A 25,115-nucleotide genomic window follows, 5' to 3' on the forward strand; every position below is an offset into this window, starting at 1 on the left:
ATGCGTTCGCGAATGCACCCCAGCTACTACCTATCGACGGACATCTTCGCCCGCGAACAGCGCAAGATCTTCCGCAAGGTCTGGCTGTTCGCCGGCCTCAAAACGCTGCTCCCCGACAACAACTGCTTCATCACCCGAAGGCTCGCTGGCATTCCGGTTCTGATACAGAACTTCCAGGGCAGCCTGCGTGCGTTCGAGAACGTCTGCCTGCACCGCAGCGCACTGCTACAAACCACTGCGGTAGGAAAACGCCCGTTAGTCTGCCCGTATCACGCATGGAAGTACGATGCCGAAGGTCGGGTCGAGAATATCCCCGAATGCGATGCCATTTATGGCTTCAGCGAAGACGAACGGCGTGGTCTGAAGCTGCGAGAGTTCGCCTTGCGTCAGGTGGGCAACCTGCTGTTCGTCAACCTCGATCCCAGCCCGATGCCCATCGAGGAGCAGTTTTCGGCAGACTTCATCGCCTTGCTGGAAAGTAGTTCCAACGCCTACGACACCGAGGTCATGGTGACCACCTGGAGTGGCCGGTACAACTGGAAACTCGCTTACGAAAATCTTCGGGATGCCAATCACCCACGCTTCGTCCACCCCAAAACCCTGGCCAAGAGCGTCAGCTTCGTTGCCGAGGTAAACGAAGAGCAAGCCAAGGAGTCCACGGAAGCGTTGCAAGAAAGCTCGCCCGCAGCCTTGAGGCACGAAATGCGCCGCTTCAGTTTCGGCGGCCCGGAAGCCCCCATATCCAACCTCAAGCACTTCGGCTGGCACGATAAAGTGGAACGTTGGGGCGCGCAGGATGCCTACTTCAACTGGTTGGCCTTCCCGAACATGCATATCGCCAGTTCCAACGGCGGCTACTCTTTCACGCTGGAACACCACATCCCCGTCGCACCGGACCGGACCGATCTGGAAATCTATTGGTTTAGCGCACGCAAGAAACAGCCTTACGGCTCTGCCAGCCAAGTGCTACTGGCGCAGATGCACGGCAGTAAGGTCGTGGTAGGCGAAGACGTGGACATCATGGAGCGGGTGCAGGCGGCATTGCACACAGACGCTCCGCTCCCCACCCAGGGAGCCTATGAATCCATGAATCGCCTGGTCGAACGCTGGTACACGCTGCTGATGGAGACCGAATATGAAATCTAGGTGGATCATCGGCAACAGCCAATACCTCGACCTGGCCTTTCATGCCTGGAAGCAGGCGCGCCAGGACGAAACGGTTATCAAGATCGACGTGCCCCAAGACTCGGAACACGAATTCGATCTTAGCGTGCTCGATGGGCTGAATCCGACCGACGGGGCCATGTTCGTGGCGTTCGACGAACGCTTTGGCAACTTCAAGCGCATAGAACTGATGCAGGCAGCGATGGAACGTGGCTTCAAGCTGGAGCCCTTCATCCACGCCAGCGCAGCCATCGGCACTGACACAGTCATCGGGCTCAACGTATTCGTGGGTGCCAATGCTGTCGTCGGGCACGGATGCAGGATCGACTACAACACCGTCATCCATGCCGGAGCGCACCTCGGACCGGCATGCCGCATCAAATCTTCATGCTGGATAGAGAATGGTGTGCAAATCGGCGCGTACGTCGAGATCGGCGGTAATAGCATCCTGCGGACCGGCGCCATCGTGCGCGGAGGCGTCAAGGTGGGGCGAAGCTGCGAACTTGGCTGGCCGCGTGTCTATTGCGAGGACGTGCCTGCCAAAACCTATTTCGACGCTCGCTATGACAACCCCATTCAAACCTACGGGACATGACGTTCATGAACTCAAGAAATGAGCAGCTTCGCCAACGGATCCTACGTATTGCGGAGCAAGAGCGTCCTGCACTTGAGGATGTCATTGCGCGCCTACCCGCGATTGCCAACCGCCCTGTATTCCTCGTCGCTCCCGAGTCCCATGTAGGCATGGTGCACGGTCCCAGGGTCGTTGCCGACCTGCGCCATGTTGTTGCCGCCATTGATGACCAAAGCGTCCATCTGGACCACATACACGGCGCGCCGCGCTGGAGCAGTCAGGAGTTTCTTACCAAGGCGGGGCAGTATGCCGATGCAATTGCCATCGATTTCTCTTGTAGCCTGCGCGGACGGGCGTTTGCAAATGCTCTGTGCGCCAGCGCGGGCATTGGGCAACTCAGCGTTGCGCCTTCCCTCGATCCGCTGATCCCATATTTCGAGCAGCGCTCCCTGTTCCTGCTCCAACCGCGCTCGGGCATTGGCAACATTTATGGCCCAATGATCGTCCAGCACCCCAGCAGCCATGTCATTGCCGCCGTTGATGACCAGCCAGGCGACAGCGACACCGTTCATGGGGTGCCGCGCTGGAGTTCGCGCCAGTTCATCGAACTGGCGACCCAGCATTCGCAGGCATTGGCCATCGATTTTTCTTACAGCCCCGGAGAATCGGGCCTGGCCCGCAAGCTCTGCGAGCAGGCAGGCATTGAACGGGTGGATGCCTGCCTGGCCGTTGCGCACTGCGGGCTACCCGCCGTATACGAGCCTGCGCAGGTCTACCGTCAGCGGACGCTTCTGCGCCTGGACGAATTTCTGCGTCTTGCGGATCGGCTGGACGACGATTTAAGCGTTTTTACGCTCTACAGCAACCTGTTGTTCCGCCTGACCTACGATTCCAGCCTACTGTTGGACTGCTGGGCGACGCCGATCAACGAGTACTTTTCAGAATATGCCGATAGCAGCACATTCCAGTTGGGCCAGCGGGAACATTTCTGCGATGGCGGTGCCTTCCAAGGCCCCATCGTCCAGAAGTTTCTAGAAGCATCCCGCTATCGCTACGAAAGCATCACCGCCTTTGAGCCCGATGGCATCAACTTCCAGAAATTGGAGAGCATCGCGAGCGCCCTCCCCCTTCCCCCGCACAATTTCAAGCCCATCAAAAAAGCCATCTCCAACGAACATACTACGCTGCGTTTCGAGGAGACCGGCACCGTTTCCAGCCATGTATCGCCGCATGGCGGAATGTCAGTGGCGACTACACGCCTGGACGACGAGTTGGAAAAGCTGACGCTACTGAAGTTGGACATCGAAGGGTTTGAAGCCAGAGCACTTGAAGGGGCATCTCGCCTGATCCGGACCCAGCGTCCACGCATGGCTATTTGTGTCTACCACTACGCTCAGGATTTGCTGGATATCGTGGAGCAACTGGACAAATTGGTGGAAGGCTATCACTTCCGTCTACGCCAGCACTCTCCCGGCCATTACTACGACCTCGTTTTGTATGCATCGCCTGTCGCCGGTGCCGCACCACCGCCCTGGGCGGAGTAAGACCGAGAAAATTCACGAATTGCAAAAGATAGAGCGATGACTGATGCCCCAAAATCTTTCTTTTTAACGCCACACTTCCTGAATCCACGGAAAATCGGACTTTCTGAAAAGAGTAGCGCCTGCTCACGCTGTTGGATATCTGTGAATCGGCCTACGCCAACGTCGACTTGCGAGAGCGTAATAAAGACCAATGAGTTAATGTTATTAGCCGGACTGTCGCCGCGGTGAAAAATTCGACTTGTTAGCTTATCCTCTCCTACGTAGTGGCATTGCTCGGCACGCGTTTCGTCCTCCCAAGATCCGCAGATAAATTTCCTTGGATATTGTCTCGTTATTGGAAAAAAATTGCGGGCATGACACGTCGCAAGGAGATCCCCATTGCGCTGTGGAAACGCATAGAGCCACTGATTGCGCAGATGGAGCGTTCGCACAAAGGTGGACGGCCGCGTATCGGCGATCAGCAAGCCGTCAACGGCATCGTCGATGTGGTGCGCACGGGGATGACGTGAGAAGACCTGACGTTGGAGCTGGGCGACAGTAACGGCATGACCTGCTGGCGCGGGTTGCATGATTGGCAAGCGGCCGGTGTGTGGCATCGACTGCATCTAAGGACTGCTGGCCGAGCTACGACGCGGCCAGACGCTGGATCAGAGCCGGGCAGGTCTGGACGCTACCAGTGTGACGGCGTGCCTTTGACGGTGGGCTTCACCGGCGCCAACCGGCACGATTCGTTAGTGTTCGAGGAGTTGCTTGATGCCTTGCCTGCAAATGCCGGAAAACCAGCGCGTGCGCGCAAACTGCATGCCGGCAAGGCCTCCGCCATCGAACGGTATGTCGCAACGTCCTCAAACAGCGCGGCGGCATCGCGCGAATCGCGCGCCAGGGAGTCGAGCGCAACGACCGATTGGGCCGTCATCGCTGGTCGTCGAGCGCACACATGCCTGGTCGCGGGCATGGGCAGACTGCGAATCCGCTTCGAACGCCGCATCGATCTCCACGTGGCGCTGCTCTCGCTTGCTTGCTCCATCATCTGCTTATGGCGTCCTCGTGGGATTTTATTAGCGGCTCCAAAGAACTTCTGAAAACGCACCGCTGGCGGCAGCATAAGCTGCCGGACGGTGCATGGATTGCAACGCAGAGGCCGGGATTGCACGCTATCTCGGCGGTGCCGATCACATCCACAAGATGCTGGTTAATGTGCAGGTCTTCCCTAGCTGCACCGCCTTATCTGCTGTGCAGCGGAGACGCGGTCCATCGGGCCGCACCAAACGACGCCATATTGGTCAGCAAGCTGCCGACCATGGGGCGTCCCAGCACATTGCGTAACGCCGCGGCTGCCGCGTTCGCCGTGCTGAACGCCTGTCTGGCTAGCGACATCGCTTGCCTACCTGTCTGTAGAAGATAATCCGGAAAATGCACTGCATCGGACCACGTGGCCGGAGGACGTTCCTTGTCAGGCAATGCCAGGGCGAACAGATTCAAGCGCTGATGCCCACCCAGCAAATCGGGAACCGTGATCTGACCAGTCGGACCAATGGCCTTGCCCGCATCGAGCATCGCTTTGCGCAATGCGCTTGCGCCGCCGGTGGCTAATGCACTTAATCCGGCCTCGGCAACTTCCGTGAGCATTCCAGAATTGGCTGACACACTCGGCTCGGCGTGAAAGCCAGCACTGCTCGATGACATGAGCGGCATGGTTTGCGGAGCTTCATCTTCCAGCCTGGACTGGCGCCGAGATATCTCCGCGCGGCGGTTGTGGGCCTGTGCCGTGAGTTCGGCCCGGCTTGGCGTGCCGTTTTCACCAGGACGCACGAAGCGCTTGCTTCCATCCGAGGTGATTTCCAACAATACCGGCGGTGGATCTGGCAGCAGGATCTTGGGATCGAGCGCCTGGAAACGCGGCAGGTTGGCGACACGTGCACGCCGGTCCATCGAGGGAATCAGCAACGTATCGCATGTGTGCGATGCCATTTCCGATATCGCCGCGGCGAGCGTTGCCGAACCCAAGGACTCGGAGGCAGGAGCGCGGCTGGTCTGGTCGGCGGTCCCAGAGGGCGTTCGCAGTGCGCCGACAAAAAACGATCTGAGACATTCATAGGCAAGGGGCAGCGACGCTTTCCTGCCGACCGCCTTCATATCCCCGGCGGCTTGGTAGCTGGCGTCTGGCCCGAACGCATCAATACGCTCCTGCAGACGGGCATCGGCCCATTGCACGTATTCTGCCTGCAATGCCAGCTGCTCGGCTGAGGGCTCGGCAAACCGGCGACTCTGCAAACCGGCGCGCAGCTGCGCCTTCAGGCGATCGCGGGCGGCCACACAACGCGCTGCGTATGAACCCTGCGCCGCCGACGGTGAAGCGATCTGTGGGTCGCCTTGATGCTCTCCAGCGCGATGGCTGCTCTCCGCACGCTCAGATGCAGCGCGGGAAGATTCGCCCGCTTCCATCTGCCACGGTCTCCTATAGGCGGTGGATGGTTCGCCCATCGGCAGCTTGCCGGCCCTATTTTCGCGCAGACGCGCGCTTGGTCTAGGCAGCCCTTGCAGCGGCGCGGAAGGCGACGCCCACGTCCCTGGCACGACTGCATCGCTCTCATGCAGTGCGTTGGGATTTGCCGGCGGCGCGCTTGGCATCGACGCTGGGGCGCTGTTCTGGCGTGTGAGCTTCATATGATCGCCTCCGTCGTACTGCCGGCCCCTGTCACCAGCGCATCCAGCACGACACGTGCCACGACCTGTCCCCGCTCGAGGGTGGCCGCCACGTCTTCGGGCGTCTGCGCGAGTAACAACGGGCAGATGCAGAGCAGGCCCAGAGTGGACATCGTCAGCCGCCACCCATATTCGGTCAGTAGTTGTTCCTGCAGCGCAAGCAGCGTCACTACGTCGTCGCCACCGAGTTCGCGCGCAGCCAACGGCAGGATGACCTCGGGAAATCCGGACACGCCACCGTCCTGTGATTGCGTATGCACGCGACACAGCAAGCCCGCAGGCCCGAGAACGGTCTCGCCTTCTCGCAGACGCTGCACCAGAGCATCGTTCAGGCCCAGGCGTATGCCAAGCCCGGAAAAGAACGCTGTGATCATGGGATCATGATTGATCTGATCAGATGTCATCTGAAATACCTCGCGATAAAAACTGCCTAATTTTCAGTTTTTTCTGTTTACACAGTTTCGCTGTCCGCGTCGAAACACTGGAATAGCGGCGCGAATTATCGACGCAAGGCGCGAAGCAGCACAGCGCCACACACACAAATCGGGACGCACGCGCCCCCCTCATTCAAGTCCGGCACCAAGCTGTAGTCGACCCAACTGTCGCCGGTGTCCTTATCAAACCGCTCCGCGCCAAGGCAAACACACGCAAGCTTCCGCCTTGTTTCGCGACCGCTGTGCTCAATGATGTTGGCGAGATGGCGGCGCGCGAGCCGATCGCCGAACCCTACAGCACTGAAAAATCGTCCCTCTGTCACGCACGACACATCGACTGTGTCCAAGGCGCCGATTCGCGATCGGGAGCGTTCGTGCGGTGCATTCACAACTTCGCCTGCATGAGTAACGGCAGGCTCAGGGTTGCGCCCGGAACCTCGCACAGGGAGGGAGGTTCCACGGCATCTGTGATGCAATCCCGTGCGTGCGCAAACCTTACTGTTCTGATACAGGTCGATCTATCTGCCGTATACACCTCAGGAAATAGCGTTGGCCAGTGTATGTACCTCCGCAGCCGTCAGAACTGACGTCCGACAATGCACGCCCGATCGCGCCGGACTCGGCAGTACATCGTCTCGCCATGGCTCAGCTATACGACACAACGGCCATCGCCCGCCGCCGGGTTTGGCGTCGGCACTATGATGTGCGCCGTCATCTTGCTGGCAGCACGGAAGGAGCTACATCAGGCACAGCACGACTGCAACAAGCCGCAGAACTCGCCTCCAGCGCACGAGACGAAGCCATCGATCAGCACAGCGGGCTACCTGCATCTGCCGAGACCCAGGCTCGTGTTGTCCTGATGCGGGATCGGTCGGACATGAGATGGCCGAATTTCATCGCAGCGCGGGTACGCGGCGGGCCGCCCTGCGAAGGCTGTTGGGCCATTGGCTTCGCCAAGCCTCCTAGTCGATGGACGCAGCCACTCAGGCAGGCCGGAATGTCGCTGACTCTGCTTCGCTCTCCGGAACGATTTCGGAAATTTGCGCAGCCGGCTGCTGCACCGGACGCAGCTGTTCCCTTGCCGATGTCGACGACGAGGGGTTGTGGGAACTTGCAGAGGTGCTGGGGGCCTGCGCGACCAACTCCCTCGCCGAGACGAGCAGCGCTTCCACGTCGTTGTCCTCCAGCAAGGCGTTGATCGCCTTGCTCGCCTTGGTGCCGCGCCGCTGGGCCAGCGCTTCGTGCTTGGTCCCCATGATGCCGCGAAGCGTCTGCGCCTTCCATCCAATATCTACATCGGTGTCGCGACGATGACACTTGAGCGAGGTGGCGACGTGCTGATTCAAGGCGCCAACGGCGGCCATTCCTCCTGACAGCGCGGTGATCGCCAGGCTTTCGGCGACCGGGACGTTGCGTGCTCCCCCCTGGGCAGCCGAGGCGACCTTACCGATCACCGAGGACGCGGCGCTGCCAAACACGACGAGTTGGAACGTCTGACCAATGCGCTGGCAAGTCTGGGCAGAGAGTTCTCGCGATGAATATTTATCGATGATGTCATTGAATAGTTGAGCGGACAGCACCGATTTCTCGGCCCCGATGAGCAGCTTTGATGCAAGACCGTTCGGATCGAGTTCGTCGAGCCTGCGCTCGCGCAAAGCCTGCAGGTCATTGCGCAGCAAGCTCAGTTTCCTCGCGGGTCCGCTGCCATGGCCGGCCTCCAGGTCCAGGTCGTCGGCATCTGGCGCGCCTTGCGGCCTCTCCATTTTCTTCACTTCCTCTGCCAGCTCTTTCTCCACCAACGCCAGCCCCTTGGCAACACGTTTCACCAGGTTTTGCAACGGCGACTCGATCAATTTGCGCAATTTTCCGGTATCGATGTCCGCTGCCATCAGCGGCGCGCCGCGGGCAATCTTTTCTTTCCCGCTTGCGGTGAACACGTTGGCGTACAAGAGGTTGAGCACGTTGTTGCTTTCTTGCTTGGCTTGCTCGTCGAAACCGGCCGCCACGTGTTGCGCAGCCGTCATCAATATGGCGCCGACTGTCTGCGCCGTCGGCGACAACGCACGCATCGCGTTCGTCTTGGTGAGCAAGCCAAGCGCGCTGGCCACCGGCGAGCGCAAGATACGAGGAATGGCCTGCCAACGGTTTCCCTTCCACTGCCGGTCGTGCGCGCCCTGGGTCATCACGAAATCGTGCTGGGCTAGATGCAACTCCTTCTCCGCTGCAAGCAAGGTTCGGGCTGAGTCCACATACTCCTCAGTGGAAGCATCTGGAGCATTCTGGATCTCGCGGAACGCGTCGCAGGCCTTGGCGAATGTTGCGATCTTTTTCTCAAGGGCCTGCGCCAGGTCGGGGAGCCAGTGCTTGTCATTGAACTCCTTTTTGTCCGGCACGATGGTGTGGCCCCCATGCTCGCGAATCGACTCGCACAAGGTGACTACCGTCGGGTGATGAACAGCGGCCACTGGCGCCGCGGCGAACGCAGTGCCAATCCCGATTCCGGCTCCGAACCAAGGCTTGCCGGTCTGGTAGTTGACCCAAGGCGCGACAATGTATTGCAGCGAATTGGTGAGAAAACTACCGCTTGGATTGGGCAGGCCGGACAGCAATGTCGCGCGCCGCAACGCGAACACGTCGCTTTCGCTCAGCCCCTGCGCCTTGTACCAATCCATGACATCCTTTTCGCTGATGCGGCTGACCAGATCCGCATATGTTGCCGCACGCTGCGCGCCGTCGGCGGCAGGCGCCTTCATCGGTCTCAACCTGCTGATCAGGTCGGCTGCCAAGTCCGCTGCGATGGGACGTGCATCGTCCTGGATCAGTTGCCGATGGAGGCGTGCCAGCGTCGTTGTCGCCGTATCCGCAGACACGACCGGCTGCGGAGCCAGCGCTCTGCTCTCGGGGTCGGTTATGGCCGGCAATGTCGCCAACGTGGTTTCACTGCTGCGCCTTGCGGGCGGACTCCGCAGCGGACTGAGTGCGGGATCATGTGCAACATCGGTTCGGACGTCTAAACAAGTGCCGGCGCTGGAGGACGCTACGTCCCGAATCTCCGGCGCGGCTGGCATCGCGCTGCGGCTGGACGAATCGACGGATACAGATGTCTTCATTGCATATCTCATAGCGTTGGACACGGCAGATAGAGCGATACGCCTACCAAGAACGACACGGTTGGTGCGCATCGTCTGGGATTGCATCGCAGATGCCGGAAAACCTACTTCGCTTGGCGAAGTTCCGGGTGCAATCCTGAGCCTGCCGAGGCGGCGGTGATGGCTAAGCCTACGACGCCAGGATTGAACCACGGCGGTAGCAGACTCCCGGCTGCAGCGTAGAGTTGCTGTCGTCGTATGCGAAGCAACATGCATCTCCACATCGTTGCCTGGCCTGCCGATGGCCGCTCAAGAGCCGCCAACAAACCCCCTTGGATCGTGTCCCGTTATTGGAAAAATTGCGGGCATGACACGTCGCAAGGAGATCCCCATTGCGCTGTGGAAACGCATAGAGCCACTGATTGCGCAGGTGAAGCGTTCGCCCAAAGGTGGACGGCCGCGTATCGGCGATCAGCAAGCCGTCAACGGCATCGTCGATGTGTTGCGCACGGGGATGACGTGAGAAGACCTGACGTTGGAGCTGGGCGACAGCAACGGCATGAGCTGCTGGCGCGGGTTGCATGATTGGCAAGCGGCCGGTGTGTGGCATCGCCTGCATCCAAGGACTGCTGGCCGAGCTACGACGCGGCCAGACGCTGGATCAGAGCCGGGCAGGTTTGGACGCTACCAGTGTGACGGCGTGCCTTTGACGGTGGGCCTCACCGGCGCCAACCGGCACGATTCGTTCGTCTTCGAGGAGTTGCTTGATGCCTTGCCTGCAAATGTCGGAAAACCAGCGCGTGCGCGCAAACTGCATGCCGATAAGGCCTCCGCCATCGAACGGTATGTCGCAACGTCCTCAAGCAGCGCGGCGGCATCGCGCGAATCGCGCGCAAGGGAGTCGAGCGCAACAACCGCTTGGGCCGCCATCGCTGGGTCACCGAGTGCACGCATGCCTGTCCAGCAACCGCTGGATCTCGTCCGCCACACTGTCCGTGACCAAGCGCACTGGTGACTTCAGGAGCCTGGAAGCGAATGCCAGCGGACGGACAGTCCAGTGCCATCGTCGCCATTGCTCCCGATGGCAACGCACCAGTGCGTTGCGCGGCATGCATATTGCATTGGTTTTCGGCCAATTCGATGCTCGCCGTCTTCCGGCGTGATCGAATCGATTCGCACCGGCACCGCGTCCAGCATCGGATAATTCTTGAATGATCAACTCGAACGACCGCCCATGAACTCTCCTGCCCTGGTCAGCATCGTCATGCCGACCTACAAGCCGCGCTACTTCGCGCAGGCGCTGGACAGCGCGCTGGCTCAGACCTACGCCGCGCTGGAGCTGGTGATCTGCGACGACAATGGCGATGGCGCGATCGCGTCCATCCTGGCGCCGCGCCTGGCGTCCGCTCCCTTCCCGATCCGCTACCACCGCAATCCGACGCGGCTGGGCGAACTCGGCAGCACCATCAAGGGCATCGGGCTGGCGCAGGGCGAGTACGTCAAGTTCCTGCACGACGACGATGTGCTGCAGCCGGATTGCATTGCGCAGCTGGTGGAAGCGATCGAGCGCACCCCCGGCACGGCGATGGCGTCCTCACGCCGGCAACGCATCGACGACGATGGCGCGCCGTTGCCGGACATCCTGGCCACCAACTTTCCGTTCGACGAAGACGTGCTGATCGATGGGCCGGAACTGGTGTCGTTCCTGTCCGACCATGCCATCAACTTCATCGGCGAGCCGAGCTGCGTGCTGGCACGGCGCGCCGAGCTGCTGGCGCTGGGCAACGCGCTGATGATGTTGAACGGCAAACCGATCCACTGGGTCGGCGATCTGGCGATCTACGTCAAGCTGCTGCGCCACGGCCACCTGGCGTTTCTGGCCAGGCCGCTCACGCACTTTCGCGTCTCCAGCGCGCAGTTCAGTCAGGCCGGCCGCGATCAGGTCGGGGTCGGCGATCAGGGCCATGAGGATTTGCGCCAGGGCATCCGTCAGCTCGGTTGGCGGCGTGAGCACGGCGACAACCGGCAGGTGCGCGTGGCGCCGCTCAGCCCGCACAAGGCGCGCGTGTTCAAGTCGGTGGATCTGGTCAATGCGCTGATGCGTAGCGCGGGCATGACCGAGCAGGTATCGCCGGCCACGTGGCTGGGCGTGCGGCATCCCAGCGACGTGCAGCGCGCGTTGATCGATGCGCGCCTGCAGGCGCATGCCGGCGGGCCGCGGATTGCGGTGATGCTGATCGACCGCGATGGCGATGCCCAGGCCGTGGTCGCCACGCTGGCCAGCCTGCAGGTGCCCGGCGGCTATCCAAATCAGCAGACCTGGGTGCTCAGCACCTCGCCGACGCAGGTCCGCGACGCCGAACGCGGAGTGCTGATCGACAACGACGGCTTGGTGCCGGCACTCAACCAGGCCATCGCCGCGCAGCAGGGCATCGACTGGGTGCTGCTGGTCGACGCCGGTGCCGTGTTCACCCTCAGTGGGCTGACCGTGGTGGCGTTGGGCCTGCTCGCGCTGCCGGACACCTGCCAGGCGGTGTACGCCGACGAAGTGGTGGCGCTGGACAACCGCCAGCTGGGGCTGGCGCTGCGGCCAGCGCTGTACCTGGACGCGCTGCTGAGCGCGCCTTCCACGCTGTCGCGGCACTGGCTGTTCCGCCAGGCCACGCTGGTGGCCGATGGCGGGTTTCCGGCAGGTCCGGGCGCGGCCTTCGAGCTGAATCGCCAGCTGGGGCTGGTCGAACGCCACGGGCTGGCCGGTGTGCAGCACATCGCCGAGCCGTTACTGGCGGCCTCCCCCCAAACCCGGCATGGCGATGCCGACGAACACCAGGCCATTGCGCGTCACCTCGCTGCGCGCGGTTATGTAGACGCGCAGGTGCACAGCGCCGGCCCTGGCCGTCATGCGCTGGAGTACCGGCACGCGCAGCAGCCATTGGTGAGCATTCTGGTGCTGGTCGATGGCCGCCTGGCGCAGGTGCAGCGCTGCCTGGAAAGCATCCTTGCCAACACGGCGTATCCGCATTACGAAGTGTTGTTGCTGGACCGCGCCAGCAGCCAGCCGGAACTGCGCGACTGGCTGGCCGGCATCGACGCGCTGGGCATGCAGCAGATCCGCGTGCTGCGTTTCGACGCCGATCCCTGCCGCGAAGCAGTCTGCAACGCCGCCGCCGAGCATGCGCGTGGGGACGTGCTGCTATGGCTGGCCGCAGGCGCGGCAGTGATGAAGGCCGATTGGCTGGAGCAATTGCTCAACCACGCGCTCCGCCCGGAAGTGGGCGCGGTGGCCGGCAAGCTGTTACGCAGCGACGGCACCGTGCACCACGCCGGTCTGTTGCTGGGCCTGGGGGCACCGGTCGCACGCGCCTTCGACGGCAGCGCCTTCGACGACTCCGGTTACCTGCAACGCCTGCAGCTGGACCAGAACTACGCTGCGCTGAGTGGCGAGTGCCTGATGCTGCCGCGCCAGCTGTTCCTGGAGGCCGGCGGTTTTGCGCTGGAGCCGGGACTGGCGCCGTGGAGCGATGCGGACCTGTGCCTACGCCTGCACCAGGCCGGCTACCTCAATGTGTTCGCAGCGCGCGCGCAACTGCTGATCGACCCGCTGGAACCACCCGCCGCCGCCGCGCTGGACGAAGAAGCGATGTACGCCCGTTGGCTGCCGCTGATGGCCAACGACCCGGCCTACAACCCTGGGTTTTCGCTGGACCCGGGCGCCGGCTTCCAGCTGGCCGACCCGCGCGCCAGCTGGCGTCCACTGCAGTCGTGGCGGCCGCTGCCGCGGGTGATGGCGCTGCCGGCGGATATCGAAGGCTGCGGCCACTACCGGGTGATCCAGCCGTTGCGCGCCCTGCGCGAGGCCGGACTGGCCGAAGGCGTGTTGTTCAACGGCTATCTGGAGATCGCCGAGCTGGCGCGCCAGGATCCCGACGTGGTGATCCTGCAACGCCAGGTCGGCGAAGCACGTTTGGAAGCAATGCGGCGGATGAAGGCGTTGTCGCGCGCGTTCAAGGTCTACGAACTGGACGACTACCTGCCCAATCTGCCGCTGAAGAATGCCCATCGCGAGCACATGCCCAAGGACATTCTCAAGACCGTGCGGCGCGGGCTGGGCATGGTGGACCGCTTCGTGGTCTCCACCCCTGCCCTGGCCGAGGCGTTTGCCGGGCTGCACAGCGATATTCGCGTGGCGGAAAACCGCCTGCCGCCGCATTGGTGGGAACATCTGCCTGCGCGGGCCGAACGCCAGGGTGGCAAGCCACGCATCGGCTGGGCTGGCGGCGCCAGCCATACCGGCGACCTGGAACTGATTGCCGACGTGGTGAAGGAGCTCACCGACGAGGTGGAATGGGTGTTCATGGGGATGTACCCGTTCGCGCTGCGCCAGCACATCCACCAGTTCCAGCCGGGCATGCCGATCGACCAGTACCCGGCGGCGCTGGCGTCGCTGGACTTGGATCTGGCGCTGGCACCGGTGGAGCAAAACCTGTTCAACGCGTGCAAGAGCAATCTGCGCCTCCTGGAGTACGGCGCCTGCGGTTATCCGGTGATCGCCAGCGACGTACGTTGCTACCAGGGCAACCTGCCGGTGACGCTGGTGAAGAATCGTTACCGCGACTGGATTGGCGCCATCCGCGAGCATCTGGCCGACCTGGACGCAGCACGCGCCAAGGGTGCGGCCTTGCGCGAGGTGGTGCGACGCGACTGGATGCTCAGCGGCAGCAATCTGGACCAGTGGCGGGCGGCATGGCTGCCGGACTGATCACCCGGCCGCGCGGCGCGCTCAACCATGGGTGAGCACGCCCATCATCACGTCCAGTCGGCCCGATTCGACCGGCTCACAGGTATGGAGGTGTCCGGTCTTAGCGTTTATCTATCCATAGGGGGCGGCCGAGTCGGTTGAGGGCGCAGCGCACTTGCCACTCGTGGGAGATATTCGGCCGCAGCGTCTTTCTTGATAGCGTCAAAAGCCGAGTCGGTCGAGGGCGCGGTGCCCTGGCCGCTCGCGGGACACGCCGTGAACCCGTCCCTGGGGGCTGGATGGCGGCATCCCTGCCGCCAACGGTCCCGCAAGCGGCGAGACACCGCGCTAGAAGGTTGCTCGGTGGGTCAACAGCGCAGCTCGCCATACCCGGGCGGCACGACTTCCGAGGGCGGCACGACTTCGCGCTTGCGCTGGAAACTGGCCGCATCTAGTCCCATCGCCGGCCCACGTTGGCTATCCGCCTGCATTGACACACCGACCATCTAGACGGGTCCTTGCCCGCCCACCATCGCGGGACCCTTGGCGGCATGAATGCCGCCAAGGAGCTTACAAGGACGTACTTGCTGCGTGTCCCTCGATGGTGGGCGGGCAAGGACTCTGCAGCCAACCTGCAGATCACTCGCTCTGCACCAGACAGGCCCACGTCTTGCTACACAACCTGGTTGAGCAGACCCGCGCCTGTCCACCGAACCGGTCTGGATAAAGCGCCAGGCTCGCCAACAGCGCCGGACTCGATTTGCGATTCCCGCGAAGAAATCGCGGCCGCGGACCACCTCGCAGCCCCGGCAACAGCCGCTCCCCGCCCCAGCGCCGGAATCCCGGCGCCATTTCGGCACGCCGCTTGCATTGATGTGGATGCCTCCCTGGCTGACCGCACCCATGAGCGACTCCGTTACCTCCATCCTCTCGCAGATCCGCAGCTACCAGACGCAGATGGGCCAAGGCCCGATGGGCGCGGTAGGCGATGCGGCGCGCGGCAACCAGATCCAGGGGCTGGCCGGCGCGCAGGGAACACCGGCGACGCAGGCACCGAGCTTCAGCGAGACCTTGCGCGGCGCCATCGGCGGCGTCAACGAGGCCCAGCAGAAGGCCGGCGCACTGTCCAAAGCATTCGAAATGGGCGACCCCACGGCCGATCTGGCACGGGTCATGGTCGCCTCCCAGCAGTCCCAGGTGGCTTTCCGCGCCACCGTGGAAGTCCGCAACCGTCTCGTCCAGGCTTATCAGGACGTCATGAACATGCCGCTGTAAAGGTTGACGACACATGGCACTCGCGATCAGCAAAGAAAACATGAACCAGAACGCCGAAAAGGCGGGGCAATGGTTCGACCGTGTCCGCAGCCTGCAGATCACCCGCAAGCTGACCATGATGGCCATGATCGCCCTCGCGGTGGCGGCCGGCCTGGCAGTGTTCTTCTGGTCGCAGAAACCCGGCTATCAGTCGCTGTACACCGGCCTGGACGAAAAGGGCAATGCCGAAGCGGCAGACCTGCTGCGCACCGCGCAGATCCCGTTCAAGATCGACCAGGGGACCGGCGCCATTTCGGTGCCGCAGGACCGTCTGTACGACGCCCGCCTGAAGCTGGCTGGCTCGGGCCTGACCGGCAAGGAAACCGGCGGCGGCTTCGAGCTGATGGAAAAGGACCCGGGCTTCGGCGTCAGCCAGTTCGTGGAAAACGCCCGCTACCAGCACGCCCTGGAAACCGAACTCTCGCGCACCATCGGCACCCTGCGCCCGGTGCGCGAGGCCCGTGTGCATCTGGCCATTCCCAAGCCCAGCGCCTTCACTCGCCAGCGCGACGTGGCCAGCGCCTCGGTGGTGCTGGAACTGCGCGGCGGCCAGGGCCTGGAACGCAACCAGGTCGATGCCATCGTCAATCTGGTGGCGTCCAGCATTCCGGACATGACCCCCGAACGCGTCACCGTGGTCGACCAGAGCGGCCGCATGCTCTCCATTGCCGACCCCAACAGCGATGCCGCCCAGCACGCCGCCCAGTTCGAACAGGTGCGCCGCCAGGAAAGCTCCTACAACCAGCGCATCCGCGAACTGCTGGAACCGATGACCGGCCCGGGCCGGGTCAACCCGGAAACCAGCGTGGACATGGATTTCTCGGTGGTCGAAGAAGCCCGCGAGCTCTACAACGGCGAACCGGCCAAGCTGCGCAGCGAGCAGGTCAACGACACCAGCACCACGGCCACCGGCCCGCAGGGTCCTCCGGGCGCCACCAGCAACAGCCCCGGCCAGCCACCGGCGCCGGCCGCGGCAGGCGCACCGGGCACCCCGGCTGCCGCCAACGGCCAGGCCACCGCAGCAGCCGCGCCGACCGAAAGCTCCAAGAGCGCCACCCGTAACTACGAATTGGACCGAACCTTGCAACACACCCGCCAGCCGGCCGGTCGCATCAAGCGCGTCTCGGTGGCGGTGCTGCTGGACAACGTCCCGCGCCCCGGCGCCAAGGGCAAGATGGTCGAACAGCCGCTCACCGCTGCCGAGCTCACCCGTATCGAAGGCCTGGTCAAGCAGGCAGTGGGCTTCGACGCGGCACGCGGCGACACGGTGTCGGTGATGAATGCCCCTTTCGTGCGCGAAGCGGTGGCCGGTGAAGAAGGTCCGAAGTGGTGGGAAGATCCGCGCGTGCAGAACGGTCTGCGCCTGCTGGTCGGTGCGGTGGTGGTGCTGGCGCTGCTGTTCGGCGTGGTGCGCCCCACCCTGCGTCAGCTCACCGGCGTGACCGCAGTCAAGGAAAAAGAACGCAAGGGCGGCAACGATGGCACTCCGCAGAGCGCCGACGTGCGGATGGTCAACGAAGACAACGACCTGCTGCCCGGCCTTGAAGAAGACACCGCGCAGATCGGTCAGGACAAGAAGACCCCGATCGCCCTGCCGGACGCCTACGAAGAGCGCATGCGTGTCGCGCGTGAAGCCGTCAAAGCCGATTCAAAACGTGTTGCACAAGTCGTAAAGGGATGGGTCGCCAGTGAAGCCTGAAACACAACCGATGACCGGAGTGCAGCGCGCCGCCGTGCTGTTGCTGTCGCTGGGTGAGAGCGACGCCGCCGAAGTGCTCAAGCACATGGACCCCAAGGAGGTGCAGAAGATCGGCATCGCCATGGCCACCATGACCGGCATCTCGCGCGATCAGGTCGAAAAGGTGATGGACGACTTCAACGGCGAACTGGCCGGCAAGACCTCGCTGGGCGTGGGCGCCGACGACTACATCCGCAACGTGCTGATCCAGGCATTGGGCGCCGACAAGGCCGGCGGCCTGATCGACCGCATCCTGCTCGGCCGCAACACCACCGGTCTGGACACCTTGAAGTGGATGGACCCGCGCGCCGTCGCCGACCTGGTGCGCAACGAACACCCGCAGATCATCGCCATCGTCATGGCGCATCTGGACAGCGACCAGGCTGCCGAAGCGCTGAAGCTGCTGCCCGAGCGCACCCGCGCCGACGTGCTGCTGCGCATCGCCACGCTGGACGGCATTCCGCCGAACGCGCTGAGCGAGCTCAACGACATCATGGAGCGTCAGTTTGCCGGCAACCAGAACCTGAAGTCGTCCAACGTGGGCGGCATCAAGGTGGCGGCCAATATCCTCAACTTCCTGGACACCGGCTCCGACCAGGGCGTGCTGGGCGAGATCGGCAAGATCGACGCCGACCTAGCCGGCAAGATCCAGGACCTGATGTTCGTGTTCGACAACCTGGTCGACCTGGACGACCGCGGCCTGCAGACGCTGCTGCGCGAAGTCTCCGGCGAGCGCCTGGGCCTGGCCCTGCGCGGCGCCGACGTCAAGGTGCGCGAAAAGATCACCCGCAACATGTCCCAGCGCGCGGCCGAAATCCTGCTCGAAGACATGGAAGCGCGCGGCCCGGTGCGCCTGGCCGACGTGGAAGCGGCGCAGAAGGAAATCCTCACCATCGTCCGCCGTCTGGCTGACGAAGGCGCCATCAGCCTGGGCGGCGCCGGTGCGGAGGCCATGGTATGAACGACGTGATCACCCGCTGGCTGGCTCCGGACCTGCATCTGGCCCCGGCTGCGCCGGAAACCGAATTCGACGAACCCGCCGTCTATGAGCCGGTGCTGCGCCCGCCGACCCTGGAAGAGATCCAGGCCATCGAAGACGCCGCCCAGCAGGAAGGCTTTGCGCGCGGCCATGCCGAAGGCTTTGCCCAGGGCCAGTCGGAAGTGCGCCGTTTGACCGCGCAGATCGACGGCATCCTGGACAACTTCACCCGCCCGCTGGCGCGACTGGAAAACGAAGTGATCGGTGCGCTCGGCGACCTGGCCGTGCGCATCGCCGGCCAGCTGGTCGGCCGCGCCTACCAGGCCGACCCGCAGCTGCTGGCCGAGCTGGTCGGCGAGGCGGTCGATGCGGTGGGTGGTGCCGGGCGCGAAGTCGAAGTGCGTCTGCATCCGGACGACATCACCGCGCTGCTGCCGCATCTGGCGCCCAGCAGCACCACCCGCGTCGCCCCGGACATGAGCCTGACCCGCGGCGACCTGCGTGTACACGCCGAAAGCGTGCGCATCGACGGCACCCTGGATGCGCGCCTGCGGGCCGCGCTGGAAGCCGTCATGCGCAAATCCGGAGCAGGCCTGTGAGCGCCCTGTTCGGTGCCACCCCGGCCGATTGGCTGGATGCACGCAACCTGCGCCTGGCCACCCGCCTGAGCGGGCTTGGCCTGGAACCCACCGCCGGGCGCACCCTGATCCGTGAAGGCATCCTGCGCCGCGCGGTCGGCCTGACCCTGGAAGCCATCGGCTGCGAAGCGCCGATGGGCGCCACCTGCAAGGTCGAAGTGGACGGCGGTTGGGTCGATGCGGAAGTGGTCGGCTTCGCCGGCGAACGGACCTATCTGATGCCCAGCGCCGAACTGCACGGCCTGCTGCCCAATGCCCGCGTGGTGCCCTCGCGGCGCCGCGGCGGCGTGGAAGTGGGCGAAGGCCTGCTCGGCCGGGTCATCGATAGCGACGGCACCCCGCTGGACGGCAAGGGCCCGATCCGCGCCGAAGGCAGCGTCGGCATGGCCGGCGTGTCGATCAACCCGCTGGCGCGCGAACCCATCACCACCTCGCTGGATGTGGGCGTGCGCGCCATCAATGCCATGCTGCCGATCGGCCGCGGCCAGCGCGTGGGCCTGTTCGCCGGCTCCGGCGTCGGTAAATCGACGCTGCTGGGCATGATGACCCGCTTCACCTCGGCCGACGTCATCGTGGTCGGCCTGATCGGCGAACGTGGCCGCGAAGTGCGCGATTTCGTCGAAACCACCCTGGGCGAAGAAGGCCTGCGCCGCGCCGTGGTGGTGGCTGCCCCGGCCGACCGCCCGCCGCTGGCGCGCCTGCACGGTGCCTACCGCGCCACCGCCATTGCCGAATGGTTCCGCGACCAGGGTTTGAACGTATTGTTGCTGATGGACTCGCTGACCCGCTTTGCGCAGGCGCAGCGCGAGATCGGCCTGTCGGTCGGCGAGCCGCCGACCACCCGCGGCTATCCGCCGTCGGTGTTCGCCAAATTACCGGCGCTGGTGGAACGTGCCGGCAACGGCGCCAAGGGCCGCGGCTCGATCACCGCCTTCTACACCGTCCTGACCGAAGGCGACGACCCGCAGGACCCGATCGCCGACGCCGCCCGCGCCATTCTGGACGGCCACATCCTGCTCTCGCGTCGGGTTGCCGACAGCGGCCTGTACCCGGCCATCGACCTGGAATCGTCGGTCAGCCGCGTGGTGCAGGACATCGCCGACGAACCCTGGCGCCTGCGCATCCGCAAGCTCAAACGCCTGCTGTCCGCCTACACCGCCAACCGCGACCTGATCGCCATCGGCGCCTACCAGCGCGGCAGCGACCCGGCCACCGACGAAGCATTGGCGCGCTGGCCGGAGATCGTCGAATTCCTTGGCCAGGACGTGCACAAGGCGTCGGTCCTGAGCGACAGCCTGTCCGCCTTGCAGCAACTGGTCGAACCCGAGAACTAATTCATGATGCAGTCCAAACGGATCGACCCATTACTGCGCCGCGCGCAGGAACAGGAAGACAAGGTCGCCCGCGATCTGGCCGAACGCCAGCGCACCCTGGAAACCCACCAGTCGCGCCTGGAAGAACTGCGCCGCTATGCCGAGGAGTACGCCAACAGCCAGTTGGCCGGCACCAGTGCAGTGGCCCTGACCAACCGCCGCGCCTTTCTGGACCGCCTGGACAGCGCCGTGCTGCAACAGGCGCAGACCGTGCAAAGCAACATCGCCAAAGTCGAAGCCGAGCGTACCCACTTGCTGCTGGCCAGCCGCGAGAAGCAGGTGCTGGAGCAATTGGCCGCCAGCTATCGCGCCCAGGAAAACAAAGTGATCGAACGCCGCGACCAGCGCGAGATGGACGACCTCGGCGCGCGTCGTTCGCGTCTGGCCCGCAGCCAAGACACCCACGGAGAATCCGCATGAATCCCCTGTCCGCCTTCGCCGCCGGCCTCGGCGCGCTTGCCGGTACCGGCAAGAAATCCAGCTACAGCGACCCGTCGTCCGAACCGGACGCGGGCCAGGACCAGTTTGCGCGCATGCTCAATCCGGCCAACACGCCACACCAGGCTCCGCCGCAGGCGCCCGAACGCGTGCCCGCCAAGCAAGCCGCGCCCAAGTCCAATCAGTCCGACAAGAATCGTAACGACGACGACGATCACCACGACGACGTGGCCGGCGATGCCACCGCACGTGCGCGGGCGCAGGACGGCGATGCCAAGCCGGCCAAGTCCGGCGCCGCCAAGGACCCTGCAAGCACCGAAAACAACACTGCTGCGGCTGGCGCTACCAACAAACCTGGCAAAACCGCCAAGGCCGCCACTACCAGCGAAGACGCGCCCGCAGAAGCAGGCGCTGCGACCGATGCTGGCTGGCCGCCTGCAGGGCTGGGCGGCTTCGGCATGGGCCTGCTGGCGCAGGCACTGCCGGGTGGCGATGTACTCGCCGCCGCCGCAGCGGCGCTGACTGCCAGCATGGCCGGCGCAGCCAACGCCGCGGCGACGGCCACGGCACTGCCCACCGATGCCCCCCCAGCCACCGCCACCACGAGCGCCGGCAGCGCCCTGCCCGCGTTGGGTGCGCTGGTGCCGGCCGCCGTCGCAGGCGCCAAGCCCACCTCGACCACGGCAGTGAGCGGCGACGCGCAGACCGCCCATGCATTGATGAACATCACCGCCAAGACCCTGGAATCGGCTGCCGACGACAGCGCCGGCCCGGCAGCCCCGGATGCCCCGGCGTTCGTGCTGCCGACCACCACTGCGCCGGCCCTCAACCGTGTGCAGGACGCCGCACCGATCTTCAGCGCCTCGCCCACGCCCACACCGGACCTGGGCAGCGATAACTTCGACGATGCCATCGGTGCACGGATGAGCTGGCTGGCCGACCAGAAGATCGGCCATGCCCACATCAAGGTGACCCCGAACGATATGGGTCCGGTGGAGGTGCGGCTGCACCTGGATGGCGACAAGGTCAACGCCAGCTTCACCGCCGCCAATGCCGACACCCGTCAGGCACTGGAACAGAGCCTGCCGCGCCTGCGCGAAATGCTTGGCCAGAACGGCTTCCAGCTTGGTCAGGCCGATGTCGGCCAGCAACAGCAGAATTCCTCCGGCAACCGCAATGGCGGCAACGACAACGGCAATGGCCTCACGCTGGACGACGCCCCGCCCGTCGGAATTCCGTCGGTGGTGTTACGCCAGCGTGGGTTGCTGGACGCCTACGCCTGAGATGGCGCGTCGGGCACGCCCCGGCGCCGCTAAAAACCGCGCCTCGGCCGACGGCCGATGACGCCCTTCCACCCTCGCGGCGCAAGGCCTGCGGGGGTTTTTCGGTTTGCGCACCGCCTGCGCCAGGAAACCGACGCGGTTTTGGCATGCCGATTGCATCGACAGGGTGAGCATTCCCCTGGAGCACACTGTGGCAGCGGCCGAAAAACCCAAGAAGACCGAAGACAAAGACGACAAGGGCGAGAAGAAGAAGGGCGGCAAGAAGCCCCTTCTGCTGGTCGCCATCGGTGTGGTGGTGTTGGCGGCCGCCGGCGGCGGCGCCTGGTTTTTCCTCGGCCATAAGGGCGAGGACAAAGGCGACAAGCACGCGCCCAAGGTGGCCGAAGTGCCCAAGCCGGCGCAGTACTTCCCGATGGACCCGGCGATCGTGGTCAACCTGGCCGACCCCGGCGATGGCCCGCAGTACCTGCAGGTGGAAGTGCAGCTGGTCACCCGCGACCCGGAAGAGCTCAAGCTCATCACCGAGAACGCCCCGGCCATCCGTGCGCACCTGTTGATGCTGCTGTCCCAGACCAAAGCCACCGACGTGGCCGACCTGGCCGGCAAGCAGAAGCTGCAGAAGTCAGCCCTGGCCGAAGCGCAGAAGGTCATGACCAGCGAGACCGGCAAGAAATGCGTCGAAGAATTGCTGTTCACCAGTTTCGTTACCCAGTAAGGCCTGCCCCATGAGCGTCAGTGATCTGCTTTCCCAAGACGAGATCGATGCCCTGCTGCACGGCGTGGATTCGGGCGCGGTCAATACCGAGCCGGAGCCGCTGCCGGGCGAGGCCCGTCAATACGACCTGTCCAGCCAGGACCGCATCATCCGTGGGCGCATGCCCACCCTGGAGATGGTCAACGAGCGCTTCGCGCGGCTGTGGCGCATCGGCCTGTTCAACCTGATCCGGCGCTCGGCCGACCTGTCGGTGCGCGGCATCGACCTGGTCAAGTTCAACGAGTACATGCACTCGCTGTATGTGCCGACCAACCTCAACCTGATCCGCTTCAAACCGCTGCGCGGCACCGGGCTGATCGTGTTCGAACCCACGCTGGTGTTCACCGTGGTGGACAACTTCTTCGGTGGCGACGGCCGCTACCACACCCGCATCGAAGGCCGCGAATTCACCGCCACCGAGATGCGCGTGGTGCAACTGATGCTCAAGCAGACCTTCGCCGATCTGAAGGAGGCCTGGGCGCCGGTGATGGACGTGGACTTCGAGTACATCAACTCGGAGATCAACCCGCACTTCGCCAACATCGTCACCCCGCGCGAGTACGTGGTGGTGTGCCGCTTCCATGTGGAGCTGGAAGGCGGCGGCGGCGAGATCCACATCACCCTGCCGTACTCGATGCTGGAGCCAATCCGCGAATTGCTCGATGCCGGCATCCAGAGCGACCGCAACGACCGCGACGACTCCTGGAACGTGATGCTGCGCGAGCAGCTGGACACCGCCGAAGTCACGCTGTCCAGCGTATTGGCCAGCAAGCGCATGAGCCTGCGCCAGCTCACCGGCCTGAAGATCGGTGACATCCTGCCGATCGACCTGCCCGCCCAGGTGCCGCTGTGCGTGGAAGAAATCCCGTTATTCACCGGCGAATTCGGCGTTTCCAATGGCAACAACGCCGTCAAGATCACCGCCGTACGCCCGCCCGGCGTGCAAGCCCCACGCGCCGTTCCCTTCCAGGACTCCAGCAAATGATCAACTCCGACATCCTCGACGCCTCACCTGCCACCTTCGAAAGCCTGCAGGCCGAGCACGACCAGAACGCTGCCGACCTCAACCTGGACGTCATCCTGGACGTGCCGGTGACGCTGTCGCTGGAAGTGGGTCGCGCGCGCATTCCGATCCGTAACCTGCTGCAGCTCAATCAGGGCTCGGTGGTGGAACTGGAACGCGGCGCCGGCGAACCGCTGGACGTGTACGTCAACGGCACCCTGATCGCGCACGGCGAAGTGGTCGTCATCAACGACCGCTTCGGCATCCGCCTGACCGATGTGGTCAGCCCCAGCGAACGGATCCGGAGGCTGCGGTGATCGGCCTGCTGGCTGCCGTCGCGCCGGTCGCGGCCAAGGCGACCCAGGTCGGCGCGCAGGCGCCGGCCTCGCCCAGCCTGTTTGGCGCGGTCTTTGCATTGCTGTTGGTGCTCGCGCTGATCGTCGGCCTGGGCTGGTTGCTCAAGCGCATGCCCGGCAGCGGATTCCGCAGCACCGAGGGCCTGCGTGTGGTGACCAGCCTGGCGGTGGGTGCCAAGGAACGCGTGGTGGTGGTGGAGGTGAACGGCCAGCAGCTGCTGCTGGGTGTCACCGCCGGCGGCATCAGCACCTTGCACACCTTGCCCGAACCGCTGCCGCCCACGCCCGCCCCCACCCTGCCCACTTTCAAGCAACTTCCCAATTTCGCCCAGCTGCTCGCCCAGAAGCTGCGCAAGGACCCCTGACATGTTGAGCCGTTGGAATTGTTGGGGGCGCAGCGTGCGCCTGGTGCTGATCCTGCTGGTGATGAGTTGCCCGCTGCTGGCCGCGGCCACGCCGGCCGCCCTGCCGGCGATGGCGCAGGCCGCTGCACCGGCGGCAACACCTGCCGCGGTGCCGGCCGGTTCCAACCAGTTGCCGTCGCTGCCGAACGTGAGCGTAGGCCGTATCGGCGACCAGCCGGTGAGCCTGCCGCTGCAAACCTTGCTGTTGATGACGGCGATCACCCTGCTGCCGTCGATGCTGCTGGTGCTGACCGCCTTCACCCGCATCACCATCGTGCTGGGCCTGCTGCGCCAGGCGCTGGGCACCGGCCAGACCCCGTCCAATCAGGTGTTGCTCGGCCTGTCGATGTTCCTGACCGCACTGGTGATGATGCCGGTGTGGCAGAAGATGTGGGGCGCCGGTTTGCAGCCGTACCTCAACAACCAGATCGATTTTTCCACCGCCTGGACGCTGACCACCCAGCCGCTGCGCGCCTTCATGCTGGCGCAGATCCGTGAAACCGATCTGATGACCTTCGCCGGCATGGCCGGCGACGGCAAGTACGCCGGCCCGGACGCGGTGCCGTTCCCGGTGCTGGTGGCCTCC

19 protein-coding genes and 3 pseudogenes are annotated in these 25,115 nt (G+C 64.2%); 19 read left to right on the forward strand and 3 right to left on the reverse strand.

Annotated elements, in window-relative coordinates; genetic code table 11:
• The 4 genes and pseudogenes from XBLMG947_RS08930 (at position 1) to XBLMG947_RS08945 (ending at position 4,364) form a co-directional block, all read left to right on the forward strand.
• Positions 1-1,146, forward strand: a complete 1,146-nt coding sequence (locus tag XBLMG947_RS08930) for an aromatic ring-hydroxylating oxygenase subunit alpha (protein WP_065467874.1) — start codon at positions 1-3, stop codon at positions 1,144-1,146.
• Positions 1,136-1,759: an LbetaH domain-containing protein gene (locus tag XBLMG947_RS08935; RefSeq protein ID WP_065467876.1), complete on the forward strand. Its 624-nt coding sequence runs from the start codon at positions 1,136-1,138 to the stop codon at positions 1,757-1,759. The genes XBLMG947_RS08930 and XBLMG947_RS08935 overlap by 11 nt, the downstream gene beginning before the upstream one ends.
• Complete coding sequence (locus XBLMG947_RS08940; RefSeq protein ID WP_065467879.1) at positions 1,756-3,282, forward strand: FkbM family methyltransferase; 1,527 nt, start codon at positions 1,756-1,758, stop codon at positions 3,280-3,282. Before XBLMG947_RS08935 ends, XBLMG947_RS08940 begins: the two co-directional genes overlap by 4 nt.
• Before the next feature lie 353 nt (positions 3,283-3,635).
• Positions 3,636-4,364, forward strand: a pseudogene (locus tag XBLMG947_RS08945) (transposase).
• Positions 4,365-4,506: 142 nt separating this feature from the next.
• On the opposite strand, the gene XBLMG947_RS23595 reads toward XBLMG947_RS08945, so the two are convergent.
• A complete protein-coding gene (locus XBLMG947_RS23595) occupies positions 4,507-5,214 on the reverse strand; it encodes a hypothetical protein (protein WP_245228136.1) in 708 nt (235 codons plus the stop codon).
• Positions 5,215-5,311: 97 nt separating this feature from the next.
• Here XBLMG947_RS23595 and XBLMG947_RS23600 point away from each other — a divergent pair.
• A pseudogene (locus tag XBLMG947_RS23600) lies at positions 5,312-5,637 on the forward strand (hypothetical protein).
• A gap of 308 nt (positions 5,638-5,945) precedes the next feature.
• Here the strand turns inward: XBLMG947_RS23600 and hap3 are convergent.
• Both hap3 and xopN read right to left on the reverse strand, forming a co-directional pair.
• Positions 5,946-6,392: an Hpa3 family type III secretion system protein gene (gene hap3, locus XBLMG947_RS08955; RefSeq protein ID WP_065467881.1), complete on the reverse strand. Its 447-nt coding sequence runs from the start codon at positions 6,390-6,392 to the stop codon at positions 5,946-5,948.
• A 1,013-nt stretch (positions 6,393-7,405) separates the two neighbouring features.
• Positions 7,406-9,532, reverse strand: a complete 2,127-nt coding sequence (xopN, locus tag XBLMG947_RS08960) for a type III secretion system effector XopN (protein WP_065467920.1) — start codon at positions 9,530-9,532, stop codon at positions 7,406-7,408.
• A 346-nt stretch (positions 9,533-9,878) separates the two neighbouring features.
• On the opposite strand from xopN, the pseudogene XBLMG947_RS21410 reads away from it, so the two are divergent.
• The 14 genes and pseudogenes from XBLMG947_RS21410 to XBLMG947_RS09030 form a co-directional block, all read left to right on the forward strand.
• Positions 9,879-10,486 (forward strand): annotated as a pseudogene (locus tag XBLMG947_RS21410) (transposase); the annotation flags it as partial.
• Between the two features lie 259 nt (positions 10,487-10,745).
• Complete coding sequence (locus XBLMG947_RS08970) at positions 10,746-14,270, forward strand: glycosyltransferase (RefSeq protein ID WP_083992981.1); 3,525 nt, start codon at positions 10,746-10,748, stop codon at positions 14,268-14,270.
• Between the two features lie 882 nt (positions 14,271-15,152).
• The gene (fliE, locus tag XBLMG947_RS08975; protein ID WP_065467883.1) at positions 15,153-15,524 is read left to right on the forward strand and encodes a flagellar hook-basal body complex protein FliE; all 372 of its coding nucleotides are present in this window, start codon (positions 15,153-15,155) and stop codon (positions 15,522-15,524) included.
• Positions 15,525-15,537: 13 nt separating this feature from the next.
• Complete coding sequence (gene fliF, locus XBLMG947_RS08980) at positions 15,538-17,262, forward strand: flagellar basal-body MS-ring/collar protein FliF (RefSeq protein WP_065467885.1); 1,725 nt, start codon at positions 15,538-15,540, stop codon at positions 17,260-17,262.
• Between the two features lie 10 nt (positions 17,263-17,272).
• Positions 17,273-18,262, forward strand: coding sequence for a flagellar motor switch protein FliG (gene fliG / locus XBLMG947_RS08985; protein WP_065467887.1), 990 nt, complete (start codon positions 17,273-17,275; stop codon positions 18,260-18,262).
• Positions 18,259-18,879 (forward strand): FliH/SctL family protein, encoded by a 621-nt coding sequence (locus XBLMG947_RS08990; protein WP_065467888.1) that lies wholly within the window; start codon positions 18,259-18,261, stop codon positions 18,877-18,879. Before fliG ends, XBLMG947_RS08990 begins: the two co-directional genes overlap by 4 nt.
• Positions 18,876-20,252, forward strand: a complete 1,377-nt coding sequence (locus tag XBLMG947_RS08995; RefSeq protein ID WP_065467889.1) for a FliI/YscN family ATPase — start codon at positions 18,876-18,878, stop codon at positions 20,250-20,252. The genes XBLMG947_RS08990 and XBLMG947_RS08995 overlap by 4 nt, the downstream gene beginning before the upstream one ends.
• 3 nt (positions 20,253-20,255) lie before the next feature.
• Positions 20,256-20,711 carry a flagellar export protein FliJ gene (fliJ, locus tag XBLMG947_RS09000; protein ID WP_065467891.1) on the forward strand — a complete coding sequence of 152 codons (456 nt, stop codon included), beginning with the start codon at positions 20,256-20,258 and terminating at the stop codon, positions 20,709-20,711.
• A complete protein-coding gene (locus XBLMG947_RS09005; RefSeq protein WP_065467893.1) occupies positions 20,708-22,012 on the forward strand; it encodes a flagellar hook-length control protein FliK in 1,305 nt (434 codons plus the stop codon). The genes fliJ and XBLMG947_RS09005 overlap by 4 nt, the downstream gene beginning before the upstream one ends.
• Before the next feature lie 166 nt (positions 22,013-22,178).
• The gene (locus tag XBLMG947_RS09010) at positions 22,179-22,727 is read left to right on the forward strand and encodes a flagellar basal body-associated FliL family protein (RefSeq protein WP_181093152.1); all 549 of its coding nucleotides are present in this window, start codon (positions 22,179-22,181) and stop codon (positions 22,725-22,727) included.
• Positions 22,728-22,737: 10 nt separating this feature from the next.
• Complete coding sequence (gene fliM, locus XBLMG947_RS09015; protein WP_065467897.1) at positions 22,738-23,751, forward strand: flagellar motor switch protein FliM; 1,014 nt, start codon at positions 22,738-22,740, stop codon at positions 23,749-23,751.
• Entirely contained in the window at positions 23,748-24,086 is a 339-nt protein-coding gene (gene fliN / locus XBLMG947_RS09020) for a flagellar motor switch protein FliN (RefSeq protein WP_010373746.1), read from the forward strand. The genes fliM and fliN overlap by 4 nt, the downstream gene beginning before the upstream one ends.
• Positions 24,083-24,490 (forward strand): flagellar biosynthetic protein FliO, encoded by a 408-nt coding sequence (gene fliO / locus XBLMG947_RS09025; RefSeq protein WP_065467899.1) that lies wholly within the window; start codon positions 24,083-24,085, stop codon positions 24,488-24,490. The genes fliN and fliO overlap by 4 nt, the downstream gene beginning before the upstream one ends.
• A gap of 1 nt (position 24,491) precedes the next feature.
• The coding region (locus XBLMG947_RS09030) for an EscR/YscR/HrcR family type III secretion system export apparatus protein (RefSeq protein WP_065467900.1) at positions 24,492-25,115 on the forward strand (624 nt) is incomplete at its 3' end.

Source organism: Xanthomonas bromi (assembly GCF_900092025.1).
Lineage (GTDB): Bacteria > Pseudomonadota > Gammaproteobacteria > Xanthomonadales > Xanthomonadaceae > Xanthomonas > Xanthomonas bromi.